Source organism: Paenibacillus sp. 1_12 (assembly GCF_900114475.1).
GTDB lineage: Bacteria > Bacillota > Bacilli > Paenibacillales > NBRC-103111 > Paenibacillus_S.
On record NZ_FOTE01000036.1, the window covers coordinates 1 to 16,387 of the forward strand.

20 protein-coding genes and 1 pseudogene are annotated in these 16,387 nt (G+C 43.3%); all 21 read right to left on the minus strand.

The features are described 5' to 3' along the window. Positions 1 to 266, minus strand: a 266-nt coding sequence (locus BM210_RS32570) for a helix-turn-helix domain-containing protein (protein ID WP_143101148.1), incomplete at its 3' end; no start/stop codon positions are given. Between the two features lie 210 nt (positions 267 to 476). Next, the gene (locus BM210_RS32575; protein WP_256224197.1) at positions 477 to 2,225 is read right to left on the minus strand and encodes a rhamnogalacturonan lyase; all 1,749 of its coding nucleotides are present in this window, start codon (positions 2,223 to 2,225) and stop codon (positions 477 to 479) included. A 586-nt stretch (positions 2,226 to 2,811) separates the two neighbouring features. After that, positions 2,812 to 2,985 (minus strand): hypothetical protein, encoded by a 174-nt coding sequence (locus tag BM210_RS35215; protein ID WP_177238140.1) that lies wholly within the window; start codon positions 2,983 to 2,985, stop codon positions 2,812 to 2,814. A gap of 154 nt (positions 2,986 to 3,139) precedes the next feature. Next, positions 3,140 to 3,535 (minus strand): hypothetical protein, encoded by a 396-nt coding sequence (locus BM210_RS32580; protein ID WP_143101150.1) that lies wholly within the window; start codon positions 3,533 to 3,535, stop codon positions 3,140 to 3,142. Positions 3,536 to 3,794: 259 nt separating this feature from the next. Beyond that, the gene (locus BM210_RS32585; RefSeq protein ID WP_091176850.1) at positions 3,795 to 4,628 is read right to left on the minus strand and encodes a metallophosphoesterase; all 834 of its coding nucleotides are present in this window, start codon (positions 4,626 to 4,628) and stop codon (positions 3,795 to 3,797) included. 322 nt (positions 4,629 to 4,950) lie between these two features. Further along, positions 4,951 to 5,358 carry a hypothetical protein gene (locus tag BM210_RS32590; RefSeq protein WP_091176851.1) on the minus strand — a complete coding sequence of 136 codons (408 nt, stop codon included), beginning with the start codon at positions 5,356 to 5,358 and terminating at the stop codon, positions 4,951 to 4,953. A 202-nt stretch (positions 5,359 to 5,560) separates the two neighbouring features. Beyond that, complete coding sequence (locus BM210_RS32595; RefSeq protein ID WP_091176852.1) at positions 5,561 to 6,019, minus strand: GNAT family N-acetyltransferase; 459 nt, start codon at positions 6,017 to 6,019, stop codon at positions 5,561 to 5,563. Next, on the minus strand, positions 6,010 to 6,141 hold the full coding sequence (locus tag BM210_RS35475; protein WP_143101151.1) for a class I SAM-dependent methyltransferase: 132 nt from the start codon (positions 6,139 to 6,141) through the stop codon (positions 6,010 to 6,012). The genes BM210_RS32595 and BM210_RS35475 overlap by 10 nt, the downstream gene beginning before the upstream one ends. 37 nt (positions 6,142 to 6,178) lie before the next feature. Continuing rightward, entirely contained in the window at positions 6,179 to 6,757 is a 579-nt protein-coding gene (locus BM210_RS32600; RefSeq protein ID WP_091176853.1) for a P-loop nucleotide/nucleoside kinase family protein, read from the minus strand. A gap of 254 nt (positions 6,758 to 7,011) precedes the next feature. Next, on the minus strand, positions 7,012 to 7,509 hold the full coding sequence (locus BM210_RS32605) for an NUDIX domain-containing protein (RefSeq protein ID WP_091176854.1): 498 nt from the start codon (positions 7,507 to 7,509) through the stop codon (positions 7,012 to 7,014). A 214-nt stretch (positions 7,510 to 7,723) separates the two neighbouring features. Then, positions 7,724 to 8,503: a phosphotransferase gene (locus BM210_RS32610; protein WP_091176855.1), complete on the minus strand. Its 780-nt coding sequence runs from the start codon at positions 8,501 to 8,503 to the stop codon at positions 7,724 to 7,726. A 238-nt stretch (positions 8,504 to 8,741) separates the two neighbouring features. Further along, positions 8,742 to 9,299, minus strand: coding sequence for a GNAT family N-acetyltransferase (locus BM210_RS32615; protein ID WP_091176856.1), 558 nt, complete (start codon positions 9,297 to 9,299; stop codon positions 8,742 to 8,744). A 144-nt stretch (positions 9,300 to 9,443) separates the two neighbouring features. Beyond that, the gene (locus BM210_RS36445) at positions 9,444 to 9,722 is read right to left on the minus strand and encodes an HAD family hydrolase (protein WP_091176857.1); all 279 of its coding nucleotides are present in this window, start codon (positions 9,720 to 9,722) and stop codon (positions 9,444 to 9,446) included. Further along, positions 9,710 to 9,835: a hypothetical protein gene (locus BM210_RS36005; protein ID WP_256224195.1), complete on the minus strand. Its 126-nt coding sequence runs from the start codon at positions 9,833 to 9,835 to the stop codon at positions 9,710 to 9,712. The genes BM210_RS36445 and BM210_RS36005 overlap by 13 nt, the downstream gene beginning before the upstream one ends. Positions 9,836 to 10,501: 666 nt before the next feature. Next, positions 10,502 to 11,287 (minus strand): arsenite methyltransferase, encoded by a 786-nt coding sequence (locus BM210_RS32625; RefSeq protein ID WP_091176858.1) that lies wholly within the window; start codon positions 11,285 to 11,287, stop codon positions 10,502 to 10,504. 195 nt (positions 11,288 to 11,482) lie between these two features. Continuing rightward, positions 11,483 to 11,932 carry a MarR family winged helix-turn-helix transcriptional regulator gene (locus tag BM210_RS32630; RefSeq protein WP_091176859.1) on the minus strand — a complete coding sequence of 150 codons (450 nt, stop codon included), beginning with the start codon at positions 11,930 to 11,932 and terminating at the stop codon, positions 11,483 to 11,485. A 674-nt stretch (positions 11,933 to 12,606) separates the two neighbouring features. Then, positions 12,607 to 13,545 carry a 3-hydroxyacyl-CoA dehydrogenase family protein gene (locus BM210_RS32640; RefSeq protein ID WP_256224196.1) on the minus strand — a complete coding sequence of 313 codons (939 nt, stop codon included), beginning with the start codon at positions 13,543 to 13,545 and terminating at the stop codon, positions 12,607 to 12,609. 36 nt (positions 13,546 to 13,581) lie between these two features. Further along, a pseudogene (locus BM210_RS32645) lies at positions 13,582 to 13,680 on the minus strand (AraC family ligand binding domain-containing protein); the annotation flags it as partial. A gap of 24 nt (positions 13,681 to 13,704) precedes the next feature. Further along, complete coding sequence (locus tag BM210_RS32650; protein ID WP_091176861.1) at positions 13,705 to 15,084, minus strand: aminotransferase family protein; 1,380 nt, start codon at positions 15,082 to 15,084, stop codon at positions 13,705 to 13,707. A gap of 6 nt (positions 15,085 to 15,090) precedes the next feature. After that, a complete protein-coding gene (locus BM210_RS36450) occupies positions 15,091 to 15,249 on the minus strand; it encodes a ubiquitin family protein (RefSeq protein ID WP_143101152.1) in 159 nt (52 codons plus the stop codon). A gap of 63 nt (positions 15,250 to 15,312) precedes the next feature. After that, positions 15,313 to 16,374, minus strand: coding sequence for a tartrate dehydrogenase (locus tag BM210_RS32655; RefSeq protein ID WP_091176862.1), 1,062 nt, complete (start codon positions 16,372 to 16,374; stop codon positions 15,313 to 15,315). Positions 16,375 to 16,387 lie beyond the last annotated feature (13 nt).

Consider the following 16,387-nt stretch of genomic DNA (forward strand, 5'->3'; position numbering starts at 1 on the left):
TATTTGTCAATAATCTGGTACTGAGATAACTCCCCCTCCAGGTAATCCTTCACTGCTTGAAGCTTCAGTTCAACGGAATAGGTACGGTTTCCCTTTTGAACCTCTAATCCTTCGATGCCATAGACTTCATAACGGCGTCGCCACTTAACCAAGGTTGTCTTTGATATTCCATATTTGTACGTAGCAGCCATGATGCCAAGTTCACCACGTTCAATCTCTTCGATAATGGCGAGTTTCTCTGTCGCCTGAAATGGTTCCCCAGACATAAAAATGCTCCCCTCATAGCATCAGGTTTTTAATATTTCACCTGTCTACTATTTGGGGAGCATATCAGTTGAGGAATCAGCCTGTAGTTTTAGTTTTTTACAACATCCACCAAATAGAGTCTTATTCCTGCGCGGGTGGACGATTCTCTTCGGAGGGCTTGCCAATGAACGACAAGACGGTTATCATGAGCCGGCTTCTATTCATCTTTATTATGGTACTGTATAAATGTTTGGCTTCGTTATTGGAGCCATGCCGGTTCCAAGGAAGTAACTCGTATGAGGCGGCTGGTTATAAGCAACATTCTGCCAAGCAATGCCGAGCCGATATACAGGATCGTGCATCAAAGTATAAATTTTCTTATCCGTGACGGCCGTCGTCGTATAAATCCGCAGGGCCGAGTTATCGGACTTCCGCCAAATGACCTCTTCCCTCCAGTCGCCGAACAGATCCGCCTGCAGCGTCGGATTCGCCTTCGTACCGTTGTTGGAAGCTACACCTGAACCTGTCAACAGATTGATCGAAGTCTTGTTCGTGTAGTCCCACTTGTCGATTTTGATACCATCGAGCAGCTCGCGGGACAAATCGCCATCCCACCAGATTCCGAAATTGATTGATGGTGTTGAGGTGCTAATTTTCGTTCCGGTAATCGAATAGAGACCGACACCATTGCTGGCCCAGACCTCTTCCCCCGGGTAATTGGGATCAATATCCGCTGACATGCCCCGGCCGGTATCTGCCCCTGTCTGGACTCCCCAAAGTATCTGACCCGTCTTGGCATCCCATACCGCCGCTCCGTAAGGCGAGGACGTGTTCTCCATGACCTTGAATACCTCCAGGCCGGGGCGGTTCGGGTTCAAATCGCCAACATGCATGGCATCTCCGTGCCCAAGGCCTGTGTTATACAAGGTCGTACCGTTATCGTCGATCGTCAGTGCACCGTATATGATCTCGTCTTTGCCGTCGCCATCCACATCAGCTACCGACAGACTGTGATTGCCTTGTCCCGCGGTACCAGCATTGGTGGAGCTGTTGCTGTCGAAGGTCCAGCGGCGCGTCAGGCTTCCGTTCTTCCAGTCGTAAGCAACAAGCACGGTCCGTGTGTAGTAGCCCCGGGCCATGACGATGCTCGGATGCACGCCGTCCAGATACGCGACGCCCGCCAGGAAGCGGTCGACGCGATTGCCATAGCTGTCGCCCCAGTCCGAGACGGTGCCCCTTGGCGGCACATAATCGATCGTCGAGAGCGCCTTGCCCGTCTGGCCAGAGAAGACCGTCAAAAATTCGGGCCCGCTCAGCACGTAACCGCTGGAGTTACGGTAATCCGCACTAGAGCTGCCGATCACCGTCCCTCCGCCGTCGATTGTGCCATCTGCTGTTTTGAAGACGACCTCAGCCTTCCCGTCCCCGTCAAAATCGTATACGAGAAAAGGACTGTAATGCGCACCTGCTCGGATGTTCTTACCAAGATTGATGCGCCACAGTCGTGTGCCGTTCAGCTTATAAGCATCAATAATGGTCGGTCCCGTGTAGCCCGACTGGGAATTGTCCTTTGAATTGGAGGGATCCCATTTCAGTATGATTTCATACTCGCCATCCCCGTCCAGGTCCCCCACGCTCGCATCGTTAGCACTATACGTATAGGCTTCCCCACTCGGCGTTGTGCCGCCCGGAGGAATTTGAAGAGGAACATCGAGGTAGTTATTAGCCCATACTGCGACGGAACTTGAAGCTGCCTGCTCCGTCCCACTCACCACAGCTTTCACTGTGTATGTCGACGATGTCGTGCCCGCGGCATCCTGATAATTGGTACTATTCGTAATTGGACTTGCATTCACTTTGGTGCTTCCGCGGTACAGATTGAACGCCGTATCAGCGGCCTCCGTGCCCAGCAGACGCCATGAAACGAACACACCTCCGCTAACCTTCACGGCTACCACGCCACGGTTGATCTTTTCCATTTGGCGCGCGGCGGCAGCCGAAACGGATGATGGATTTGCCCCATAAGCAAGAAAACTGGATAAGAAGGTTGTTGCAGCAACAGCAATTGACATCAAGCGCTTGGATTTGGACAAGGTACCAATCATTAATCATTGCCTCCTATTCATTATGGGTCTAATCTGTCTGCGTTAGATCGTTCTCCTCCTTCCAGGTACTAGCACGAAATCGAAACACCAAACCTAACAATGTCTTTTATGTAATATTTTTCCTATTATGTTACTCACATTGTAAGCGGTTTCTTTATAGATGAATAGATAAAAATCCGACTTTTCTGTTCAAAAATCAGTTCTTGTTGTCAGGAATAGTTCTCGATATAGGAGCGAGTAAGGACGATAGTGATATGTTTATATCGCGGGGCATTGCGAGACGATAAATATAAGCGTAGGCTTCAAAAGGGGATCATGCTAACCGGGAGTTGATAAGAAGATTGTGTTCGAGTCCATGTCATTAGTTCTCAACTTGAAAATATGTCAAATGCCTGAAATGTTAGCCGAGAAGAATGCAGAATGAACATCTGTAACCTACTCGGCTATTTGATATGCGTTCCTACAATAGTTCTGCGTTTTTCACAGCATGATCCCAACTCGGAAAATAAAACAACGCATTTCTCATTAATTCAGGATCATTTTGCTTTACATGTTTTTTACTTATCGTTCCTCCATTTGATTGAAGCTGCTTAATGCGATTAATAACCTCATCTGCTCCCAGTGTGATATCCAATGTGAATCCCTCCTTTCCTATTCATATCTTCTTCCATATTTTTGTCAATCAAGGTTCGTTCTATACGCAAATCCCCTTTTCATTATCAGCATCTGATTCCGCAGCATGTAAGTACTAGACATATCACAATAATAGCCCTGCGTGGAACGATCCCTCATTTTGTACTGAATATTTTGTAGCCTGAAAGATAATATTGAGCTGTGGCAGTATCATTTTTTAAAATTAATTCAACATTTTCAGCGTCGGTTCTGCATACCACAATGGTGATTTCAAAATATTTTGCTCCATGGATTGCATCGACAGGTCTTGCTCTATGATCTGTGTTTTTTATAGTTAATCGCTCGTTAATTGAGATGATCCGTTCACATCCATATTGGGAATACTCTTCTTTATAAATATTTCTAAGGGCAGTCATAATAACTGGATGTAATTGCTGCAGCAGTGACGCTTCAATTAAATTTTCTATTGGCTCTGAGTAGGCCATAGAATTAGTACCTGTAATAAAAATACAAAAGAATATCAAGATGTTAATGACAAGTTTCCTGCTCACTTTATCACCCTGTCCATTTTTAGGTCATTATCCCCAAAAGGTAGAGTTAAAAATCCTCGATACTGTTAATAATTTATTTGATATAATTGGAAGTTGTCATTCAGTTTGGAATTCTATGTAATGACAATGGTCATAAACCGTAGGTACTTTGGGCCCCAGCGCTTCTGAAGGTCATCATGCCGAAGTATAGCTCCGGGAGGGATACCTGCAGAAGCGGCCGATACGATTCTTTCTAAGATTACTAAGTTGAAGACAATCGTTAGGATCTTACTTCTTTGACCGTGACATCGAATTGATTATTATTGTTTGTCAAGGCCGCCTCATAATAACCTCTACCACAACTTGAGGAATTACATTTACATTGGTACGCACCTGAACATCCGCACACATAAAATTTGGTCTTTGTAAATCCAGGGTAAATATTCGTTAGTTTTTCATAAAAGGTGTGAGCATGGTGAGTAAAAATGGCTATAACTTTATCTCTCACATTGGAAGGAATTGCATTGAAAAAATGATTCGTTTCCGTCTGATTTAAAACATGCGTAGGATCTACTGTAATTCCTTTCACCTTTAAAGGCCAATGACAATCGATAATATAGTAATAATTGGGGTCCAAATTTTTAAGCAAGCTTATACTTGCAAAGCTGAATTTTCCAGGTGCATTATCCAACCAGACATATTTCACCTTACCATTCGTTCCGGGAAAATTCATTTGTCCAAAAACATTTCCTAAATATTTTTTGAATAAAACCCTAGTATTATCTTCCCAATTTCCTATAGAAGCTTTAAAGGGAATATTCTTTGGCCCCAAAATTCCTCTGGCGACGTCTTTGAAAGCTTTATAATCCATATCGGCTGCTGTACCCGTCGAACCGTGTTTGTTATCACCACCAAAAATAACAAACTTTTTGTTACCCGTTTTCACTGCTTTAGATAACAGCCCTTTATAAATGCTGAGTCCATTCCCATAACCAACATGACTATCGCCAATAATTGTAAAGTTGATCACTTGAACAGCCGCTTTGCGTACGAGTTTCGTTTTGAAAAAAAGTTTGACTTTACTAAGTTGATGATCTTTCCTTTTCAATCTCAATTGAATGCATCCTTTCCATTTCTTTGATTTGTGTATGAATATTTTTATTCTTAATGAAACTTACTTGTGTGTGTAAAAAAGGCAGTATGAAATAAATGGGTTCGCCTACTGCTCGCTGTAACGCTCGTGATCGCACACTGGATGGATTATTAAAAAAAGCCCCGATTTATCGAGGCTTTGAGCCATATCGAGGCTGATTTTAAGTTCTTTCAGTTAGGCTGTGCAGGGATGTCTGTTGAATTTGATTTCGTGAAACGCCTCTACAGACCAAGGGACAAAAGGCCCGCAGCGGGAAAACGGCGTTTGGCGAGGTTGCCGATTTTTAGAACTTTCTTCCGAATTGCTCTTCAAAAAATGTTCTTATGTGCTGTTCAAATTCAATATTGGTCTTGTAATACATTTTGTTTATTTGATTTGGTATAAAACCCAACATTATTTTTTCACCTTCATAAAGGCTTATTCCAAATATATATCCTACCCTGCCTTCTTGTTTATCCTCTGGATTTAACTTAATATCCTTTATTTTGCTTATCCATTGCTTAATCTCACCTTTATTCTCTATAATTTTCCTTTCCCCCGAGGATCCATCCAACAATTCAATCTTATCTACTTCCATAATGCTGCCTGGATAGGCTTCAGATAATGTAATCGGTTTTAAATGAATAGGATCAGTTTTTCCCTGGCATCCCGTTATTAAAAGTAGCAGAGTTATAATAATGAATTGTCTCACCAGTTCACCTGCCTTGTGTAATTTGAATACAAAATTGAAAGAGCGATATCGACTGGGTCGGTCAGGACTTAGACTCGCAGGTTTGTCTGCCTGACACGACTTCTCCGTAATGCTTCGGGCAGGTCGCCGCGTGAGTAAGGTGTTATAAGAAGTCTCCGCCTTGGATGGTTTACCTTCAAAATCTGATTGTTCCTCTTTTTCCTTACAAGACTAATTTAAGCCTTGGACCAATTTCTCTAAACCCTTCCCTTTCATAAAATTGTATTGTTCTTTCCCATTTATCTTCATTGGGTGCCCCTACTTCTAGACGATTCCAGCCTTTTGTCTTTGCTAAACAAACCACTTCTTTCATTAATTCATGACCTATATGCTTCGAACGGTAGTTAGGTAAGACATATAATTCTTGTATGACCCCATAACTGCCTCTGGCATAAATTGCACAACACTCCGTCACTGTTATCACACCAATACATTGATCCGACTCATTAAACGCAAGAAACGCCGAGAAAGAATCTGATTTATCAAGTAACTGCGAACTTATAGCCATATATGGTTCTTGATCAATCTCATTACCAGTGAGATCAGACAAAAGTAAGACTACCATTTTAGCTAAGATGTTGGAATCATTTGCTTTAGCCCTTCTGATCTTTATCATTGCCATTCACCAACTTCATATAGAGTTATGTAACCTATCTCAGCCATGAGAATACTATTTTTACCTATTCCACAACCTAAATCGAGAACTTCAAGATCGTCATAAGTTATTGAAACTTTATCAGTCATAATACTTGCCTCGTTTTTTATATTTTTCTTGCCCGTTTCATCTAACGTTGAATTTCCTATCCATAATGCGTTTTTGAGTCTCTATAAAATCATACACTTTGATAATCTCTTCTTCATAATTTTTGTCAATTTCAAAGTAATCAACACCGTTATCTAAACAATTCCTTCTAAAAGTATCGTGTTCGTTAATGTAATCAGTAATTATGCCCTCTTCTGGATAGCCCCGATCTTCTATAGCATTCCTATGTTTTACAATGTTAGATTTGAAGTTTTCCTCAATATATTTTTGTGAAAAACCAAGAAACACTGAGATGATTTGTTCTGAGTATGCGACATCAAAGTCCTTTATATAGTGAGGCAATATGTAGCATCCTTCAATAATAATATTCTGATTGTTCTCGATATTAGTCATAATCATTCCTCTAATAATGGGCCACAATTTCTCACCAATAAGTTCTGTGCTATCAAGTGGTGTAAACCCACAGTCGGTATCTCCTCTGTACAATCCCATCTTTAAATGATCAATAGAAAAATAGGGTATGTGATATTTCTCAAGTAATTTTTGAGACATTAGTGTCTTACCCGTACAGCTGTTGCCACTAATTAGAATAATCACTTAATAATTCCCCCTAGCTGCGTTACATATCAAATAGTAACTTCAATCTATGATTTAGTCGTTTGTACTAATTTCCTATAACTTTCTGTGTCCCGAACTCTCACTGCCTTAAAGTAGGAACGTAGCCACAGGCCGCGACGCATAGGCTGTTCAGAGTTATCTGCTGAAACCTCTTCCTCCAAAATCCTCAGCAGATCAGGAGACTTAGCCACAACGGGAAAACGGTGTTATGTGATTGGTGATGCCTTATTGAATTAGCCTTCAAATATCGTGCTTGTATAAGTCTCTACAATCTGATTTAAAAAATATTCTTGATAAAAATCATGAAGTGTTCTGGGGAATTTAAAGGGTCTTAACGATTCATTGGCTTGCACTAAGCTTTCTCGGATTTTGTTAATGGGTAGCCACTCAATTCCGATTTGTCCAATATCTGCATGAGTACTTTTTAATTCAGTTAAAATTGGTTTAGTGTTACATGTGTATATAAAATCTATTGTATGAACTTCCTTCATTATAAAAGAGTATTCATGGTTTCTGGATATGTATTCTCTTAAACAAAGTAGTTGGCTTTCTATAATTTCAAGCCCAAGTTCTTCCATACACTCACGGTTTAGAGCTTGCTCCAATGTTTCACTCGGCTCTTGTGCACCACCCGGTAATGCATAATACACACCGACATTGGGCCTCTCTTTCTTTATAGAAAGTAACTTATCGTCCTGGATTATCAAAGCTCTAACAGTGTTTCTAATCATGTTAGATATCACCTCTCTAAATTAAATATGAATTGCATCACTTTCATATAACGTTGTTGTATTCACGAAACGCCCCAACCTTAGATAGCACTTATCTTAGGTTGGGGCGTTTGTTGTCTGAGCTTCTTCCATGATTATACATCTGGTAACCGTGGGACGATAGTCCCGTAGCGTGACTCTGGTGTTAAATGATCGGGCACAGTTCGAAGCAATACTAAAAAAAATTGTAAATTCCATTTTCAAAATAGTTAAACTCTTCATCTGTTATTCTTAACTTGCCATAGGCATTAAAAAATATTTCTTTGTCTATGTCATTATCAAAAGCGTTATGTTTCCGTCTAATCGCTAACGCTACATCATATCTTGGATCGCCATACGCAGCCCCTGACCAATCAATGATTCCTACGATATTGCCCTCATTCACTAATACATTATCTATTGTAAAATCGCCATGGATCAAAGTATTTTCTATAGGCTTTGGCCGTTTTTCCTTCAACCGTGAAAGTAGTTCTTCTGATCCGTCTACTTCATATTGAGTTAGATTATTTTCTGCTTTTAGAAGCATCGTATCTAACCATGGTTTATCATTCTTTATTAATCCAATTGGGCATGGACATTCATGTATTTTCCTTAGACATAATCCAAAGTTTGAAATAGCTTTTTGTTTCTCATTGAGACTCGGTTCTCTGGATAGATACTCTCTCAAACTTATCCCATTCATATAATCCATTAAAAGCCATCTTGATTTTTTCTCAACATGATAACTATATACTTTTGGTACTAATAATTCTGTTTGGGAAAGATATTGAAGTGCTTTGTACTCTTCTGATAACCACTCATTATAGAGATCGTTTTCAGTCTTCTTAATCACAAATCTTTTATTGGAAGTAGCCACTATTGCCACGATAGAAGTATGACCTTGTCTGGGAAAATTAATGTTATGTATTTCTCCAATTTGATCTGAAATTTCAACTGGAATATCATGTATATTCATAAATTTACCTTTCTGGGCACTTCGTGCCCTTTTATATAACGTTGTTATGTTCCCGACGCCTCACGGACTTAAAGCCCAAAGAGTTTGCCTCAATGCGGTTAATCGGTGCAGGTGTGTCTGCTGAGTATGCTTCCTTGGAATTCCTCTTGCAGACCGAGGACCGTCTGTGATCCGCAGCGGGAAAATGTTGTTAGATGAGGTGAGTGCCTTTTTCTAATTACTAGATAACTCCCTTAAATTATTCTAATTCCGTGTTGCGAATTACCATGTGCAAGTGATCTTCCCAAGCACCGTTGATCTTCAAGTACTTTATAGCTACTCCTTCATTATAAAATCCTAAGTTTTCTACTACTTTTAATGAGGCTTTATTTCTCGGCATTATATTTGCTTCAATTCGATGAAGACGCAGTTCAATAAAAGCATATGTAATGACTTGTCTTAATGCTTCTGTCATAAAGCCTTTATTTCGTTCATCTTTATCAATCCGATACCCTAAATGGCAAGATTGAAAGACTCCTCCAATAATGTTATTCAAAGCTATTGATCCTATAATTCGTTTCGTATCCTCTGCTTTATATATCCATAACTTAAATAAATCACCGTTCTGTATCTTTTTACTCTCGTCAATTAAGATCTGTTTTTGTGCCTCAAGTGTATAATAATCCATAGTCCTCTGTGCTTCCCATTCCATCAAAAACTCCTTATTACGTATAACAAAATTCAATACTTCTTTCGCAGCTGACTCATTAATGGTTTTTAAAACTAATCTTTCCGAGTATAATACGATATTACTCATATAAAACCTCGTTTTTAATGTATTTTAATCCTGCACTAGTTTCATTTTACGTTGTTGTAGCAGCCTTCCTCGATCTACTAACAAAAATCTATTATTTCAGTCAGATTCTTCAATACTATGCTTTGATTCCACTCTGCTCCTGTTCTATTTCTGAATAAATCCTTCCGACCGGGGTTTTCGAAATCCTACATCCACTGATGTTATGATCACGTCTATATATTCCTGTATCGCTTTAATGTCTCGTAAAACAAGCTTTTTATTCATTCCATAGGGAACATCCGTAAGTACTCCTATTTTAATATTTCGTTCCTTTAATGTTTTAAGTGTATTTAATGTCTTTTCATAAGGACTTGAACCCTGTTGAAAGAAGTTAAAAAATATTTCAATCGCTTGAAAAAGGTACGTATTGTCTAAATCGTCCATTCTTTAAAGATGCCTTGGAAAATTTCTATATCCGTAACTTCGAAACCCCAACTTAATGGGACATTTGAATAATATATCAATGTTTCGCCTAAATCGAAACCAATAGCCTTCATTAAATTACCCCCAAAATATTAATTTTGTTGTGGCTATTTGGCTTTGTGAAGGAATAGACTAGAAACATCCAGATTTCTGGATTTTCTTGCTGATAACAGCACAGAAATATTTCTAATGCTGTATCGGATAGAAGGGTAAGCCGATCTTTTCTTCCTTTACCTTGGCGAATACGAAGTGTTTTAAGTTCTTTGTCAAAATCCTAGAATCGTAAACGTACGAACTCACTAAATCGTAATCCTGAGCATAACTTCATTGAGGGATAAATCATTCGGAAATTTATGTTTATATTTAGTTCTAATGTAGGAGGCAGATTCATTTTGTTTGAGACATTCTGGAAATAAAATTATCGCACTAATTCGCCTTTCCATTATATCAGTCATTGTAAATATTGGAAATTTAAAAAGAGGCTCGCAGAGTCGTTAAGGACGACTTTGGAACCCCACAAAGTTTTTAATTTAAAGTGATGTCTGGAATCACTTTTGTAGTCTAACCATTTTCTGGTTTCACGTTGTATATAAATGAAGATGTGTTGGGTTGCCTTAATTCTGGTTGTAACAGCTAGCAGATGCATCAGAACCAATCGGAACTGTTCAAAGATGCAGAGCCAGACGCAGACCAACCGTGGCAGAATCACTATGCAAATCATGCTGAGCCTTGCACGTGTTTTATGATTTGATCCCTTTGATATGAGCGGAAACAATGTAATTCTCCACATTCGCTCCAGGAACCCAATCTTTAATAAATTCCTTAGAATCATCTTTCTGCTCCACGACCACATCCATAAATCCGCTTTGCTTTAGCATATCTTTAAGTTCGTCAACGGATGATGCCCCAGAAATACATCCAGAATACATAAAATCCAAATCATTCTTAATTTCCTCCGGAAGTTCGACTGTCGTGACTATATCCGAAATGGCAAGGCGGCCACCGTAGCGCAATACACGGTATGCTTCATTAAAGACTTGCTGTTTCACTGGTGAGAGATTGATCACACAGTTGGAAATAATCACGTCCACCGTTTGGTCTGGAACAGGCAAATGTTCAATTTCTCCCAGTCTAAAATCCGTATTCGTAAACCCGCCTTTGATCGCATTGCTACGGGCACGACTAACCATTTCAGCTGTCATATCCACTCCAATCACACGACCTGCTTCGCCTACTTGACGGGATGCTAGAAAGCAATCAAATCCGCCGCCGCTACCCAGGTCCAATACTACTTCTCCCGGTTGCAGTGCGGCAATTATTTGAGGATTACCGCAACCGAGGCCAAGATTAGCGCCTTCCGGAACGATCGTTAATTCTTCGTTTGAGTAGCCAAGTCGTACGGAAACATCCTTGTAGTTCACCGGCTTTTCACAGCAACTTGAACCAGTATTCATCGGTTGCAAGGCAATTTCTTTGTACCGGTTGCGGACATTTTGACGTATTTGATCGTTACTTACTTGATTCATAAATGATCACTCCCTATCATATTTATTTTATTTTAATCAGCAGTTGGCACTTATGCTCGCCTATCGCAACGGACAAGTTGATTTGACTCTTCGTTCGTAATAAATTTCATATAAGCTGCAACGCTACGGTTGATAACCTCTTCATACAACAGCACTTACAATTTTATTTGCATTTTGCAAGTATTGAAGAAAAGATTACCCCATTGGGGTAGTACAGCATAAACTAGATTTCGCCATCGCCTCATTCAAAAGCTTAATTGAACGAATGACAGTTTCTTTTTCAAATTCGTTCATGTGAGAGAAGATTTCGTTAAGATAAGTATTCATTTGCTGATCAATCGTCGTAGCAACGTATTTTCCTTCCATCGTCAAAGATAGAACATAAACTCTTCGGTCATCTGGATCGGGAGTCTTTTTAACTAGATTCATCTTAATTAAAGATTGAACTTGTCGGCTAAAAGTCGTTATATCGGTTCCTAACGCCTCCGCTACTTGTTGTATAGAAGGTTTGTGTTGATGGTCAATCTCGTAAAGAATATGGCTTTGGATTAAAGAAATGTCGCAACCGTCGACTGAACAGCAATTTTTATTAAGAAAACCAAAACGGCGAGTCATAATTTGAAATAGTTCGCGAGTATTTTCCACTTCGGTTCACCTCATAAGATAGTTATACAGTAATTATTTGCAATTTGCAAGTATATTGAGAGCACTATTACTGCCCGTGTGAGTAATGATTATAAATGAGACTAAAAAGTACCACATTAGGTTCTTTTTACGATGTTTATTTGAGATATTCAATTATTATAAATGAGACAACGTGGGTTCATGAGTATTATAAATGAGATAAAAATTAATCATGAAAAGGAGCTATCTAAGGACCTTTAGGGGAAGTATTATTACCACGACCACGATGAGGTCTGATAGGGTAAATATCAGTTAAATAATGTATAATAATTTTTCTAAGTCGATCCAGTGTCAGAATTGGGCATGGTTTTAGGATAAATAACGCTATATTCCCAGCCTCTTTCTAAAGACAGTGCTCTGCAATAACGATCGCATAACTCTTCTTTGGCTGAGAAATCATTTTCAGAGGCGTCTTTTATTTGATATAAAAGCGGAATAGCCCAATACCCGCTCCCCCCTCCGCAAAAAACAAAGACCGCCCACAAGGCGGTCTCCATTCCCATTCAATCATTCCCGCTAAGCTTCGCCCAAATAAACATGCAGCCGTCGACGACAACAGTTTTGTCCGGTTACAAAGCCCGCCTGCGCGATCAGCGAGAACGCCACCTCGGCGTCCTTCAATTGAAAAATTCAGGCTATTCCAGCCCCATATCGCGCTTCAAAAACCGGATGAGCTCCTGCTCTCGGGCCTTGCTCATTTGCGCGGAAAACGCTTCGTCCCACTCGTAAAAGCCGGCGCCGGTTTTTAGCCCGTACTTGCCGCTATCAACCAGCGCGCGCATAGCGCCGAGCGATTGATCGACCTTGCTCAAATCGGCGAACAAATAGTTGGAAATGGCGTCAAACACTTCAAGGCCGCCCATGTCGGCCGTCATGAACGGACCGGTCAAGGGGAGCCGGCGCCCGAGGCTGTACGTCACGGCGGCGTCGATATCCTCCATGCTGGCGATGCCCTGCTCCAAAATATACTGCGCTTCCCGGAACAGCGCATACTGAAGCCGGTTGCCGACCGATCCGAGCACATCCTTTTTCACGAGAATCGGTTTTTTGTCCATAGCCCGCAGCAGCTGCATCGCCCGATCCGCCGTCTTGTCGTCGGTTTTCTCCCCGCGTACGACCTCGACGAGCGGCAGCAAATGCGCGGGATTCCAAAAGTGGGTGACAACCATCCGCTCCGGCCGCTTCATCCGCTCGGCAATCGCCGTCGGGCTCAGTCCGGACGTATTGCTCGCCAATACAACGTTTTCATCGCATAGCGCATCCAGCTGCTCGTAATATTGCTGCTTCAGCTCCAGCTGCTCGGGAATCGACTCGATAACGAAGCTCGCGTTCGCTAAAGCATCCGGCACCGAAACCGTTGTGCGGATGCGCCCGTGCATCACCGCAATATCCTCCCGCCTGATTAGACCATTGTCGGCCAGCAGCGCCAGCTTGTCGCAAATTCCTTTGTTCGCGCGCGCCAGACCGGCTTCACTGAGCCCCTGCAAAACGACCGAAAAACCGGCCCATGCCGCCGTCAGCGCGATGGAATGGCCCATCAGCCCTGCGCCCAGTACGGTTATGTTTTCTTCCAACCTGTTCCCTCCTTGTCTCTTCCAAATACTACATGTTCACGGCTCGATCAGCACCAGGTCGCCCTGGCTGATGCGGTAGGTCCGGTCCTTGATATAATAGCGTTCCCCGGTGCGCGTGTAATAGATTTCGTACGAATCGTGCGCATGGGATTTCGGCTATCAACCCAGCAGTTCCTTCCGTGCCTCCGCAATCGATGTCACCAGGATGTCTACAAGCGACTCCACCTGATCCTTCTGAATGATCAAAGGAGGACATACGGCTATGATGTCCGTATTATCGATCATGATCGAGCGCGTGATCAGACCTTTTTCCTTCGCTTTGTCGAATACGAGCTGTGCAGCCTTCTTGGCTGCCGGAAACGCCCGTTTGTCCGCCTTGTCTTCGACGAGCTCAACCGAAGCGAGCAGCCCCCGGTACGTGACGTTGCCTACAATATCCGAATCCCGCTTCAGCTGCTCCAGCCCGGCGCTAAGAACTTGGCCCATGGCGGCAGCATTCGCGACCAGATTTTCCCGTTCGATGATCTCCAGATTTTTAAGCGCCACTGCGCAAGCGGCCGGATGCCCGCTGTAGGTATATCCATGAGGCAATATAGCGGTGGACAGTTCCGCAAGTTCCTGATGCAAGCCGTCGTTCAAAATCACGCCGCCAAGCGGAATGTACCCACTCGTGATCCCTTTCGCGAACGTCATCAGGTCGGCCACCACACCCTCGTGCTCCATGCCGAACCATTTTCCGGTTCGTCCGAAGCCGGTAATGACCTCGTCGGCGATCATCAGAATGCCGTACTTGTCGCAAAGACGGCGGATTTCTTTCATGTAGCCGGGCGGCGGGACGATGACCCCGCCTGCTCCTTGAATCGGTTCGACAATAACCGCCGCCACTGTTTCAGGACCTTCCCGGAGAATCGTCTCCTCCATACTTTGCACTGCGCAGGCGGCGCCGCCTTCGGCGCAAGATTCGCACTTGTCGCAGCGATAGCTGTATGGTGCGCCCGTTTGCACGAATCCACCGGCGAGCGGTCCGCCCGCCAGGCGGAACGCCGGGATGCCGGTGGCGCTCGTCGCGCCCATCGTCACGCCATGGTAGGCGCGATAGCGGGCGATGATTTTATAACGGTTCGTCTCGCCCTTCAATTTGAAATAATGGCGAACCAATTTAAATACGGTATCGTTCGATTCCGAACCGCCCGATGTGAAATGGCAGACGTTCAAGTCGGCGGGCGCGAGAGACGCCACTTTCTCGGCCAGCAGGATGGCGGGCTCATGGGAAAACCGGTTGAAGGAGTGGCTGTAGGCTAACTTGCTCATTTGCTCCATAGCCGCTTGCGCCAGTTCCTGCCTCCCGTGGCCCACATTTACGTTCCACAGGGAGGATAACCCGTCGATATACTGTTTTCCTTCGGTATCGTACAAATAAATGCCTTCGCCCCGTTGCATGATGACAGACGGTCCCTGTTCGTAATGATCCTTAATCGAGCTGGTCGGATGCAAAATATGCTTACGATCCAGTTCCATCAATCGTTGATTATCAGCCATCTTTCTTCACCTCACGTCGAATTTGTAATGAAAAGGGTACAATTTAACCCATGCTTCGTTAGGAACAATCTTGTTCTCGTCCGCCAGTTCCCCGTTGACCAAAATCAACCCGACTTCCCCATGCGTCAAACCGTGCTTTTCGAGTGACGTATCATGCCGTGTCATCTTAATTAATAGTAATTATCGTGCCAACTTCGTGGAATTGGATGACGGAACATTTTACTATCTTTAATTCAACCGATGAAGCCTTTCCCGAATCGCGTTCCCAACCTCTTGCGTCGATGCCGTTCCGCCAATATCCGCCGTACGAATCCCGCTTTCCATCACATCTTCGATGACCTGAAGAAGCGCGGTTCCGAGTTCCTCTTCACCAAAATAATCGAGCATCATCTTCGCCGTCCAAATCTGGCCGACGGGATTTGCGATGCCTTTGCCGTATATATCAGGTGCGGAACCGTGTACCGGCTCGAACATGGATGGATATTTGCCGTCCAAATTGATATTGATGGAAGGGGCGATTCCGATGCTTCCCATAATGGCTCCCCCAATATCGGTCAAAATATCGCCGAACAAGTTGCTGGCCACCACCACATCGAACAGCTGCGGACGGCTGACAAAAAACGCGGCAAGCGCATCGATATGATACGAGCTGGTTTTCACTTCGGGATAATCGGTCTGCACTTCCTTGAAAATCTGATCCCAGAACGGCATCGTATGATAAATCCCGTTCGACTTGGTCGCGCTCGTCACATGTCCTCTTCTTTTCTGCGCCAACTCGAAGGCATAGCGCATCGCCGCTTCGGACCCTTTGCGCGTAAATACAGCGTTCTGGATCGCGATTTCATCCTCGCCTTGATGAATTCTCCCGCCAATCTCGCTGTATTCTCCTTCGCTGTTCTCCCGTACGACAATCAGGTCGAAGTTTTTGGGGTTCACAAGCGGCGATGCGACGCCTCTTAATTGCTTGGCCGGACGGAGATTGATCGTCTGGCGGAAGCCTTTGCGGATTTTGAGCAGCAATCCCCAGAGCGAGATGTGATCCGGCACGAGCTGCGGATCGCCGACTGCACCGAGAAAAACGCCATTGAAGCCCGCAAGTATGTCCAACCCGTCATCCGGCATCATTTTGCCCGTCTCGCAGTAATATTCGCAGTTCCACGGAAACTCAACAAAATCGAAACGAAGACCGCCGTGAATCTGTTCGATGCAGCGCAGCACTTCGAGCGCTTCAGGTACCACTTCTTTGCCGATGCCGTCGCCCGGTAGGACGGCGATTTCTAGAACTTTCACGTTATTAACCCTC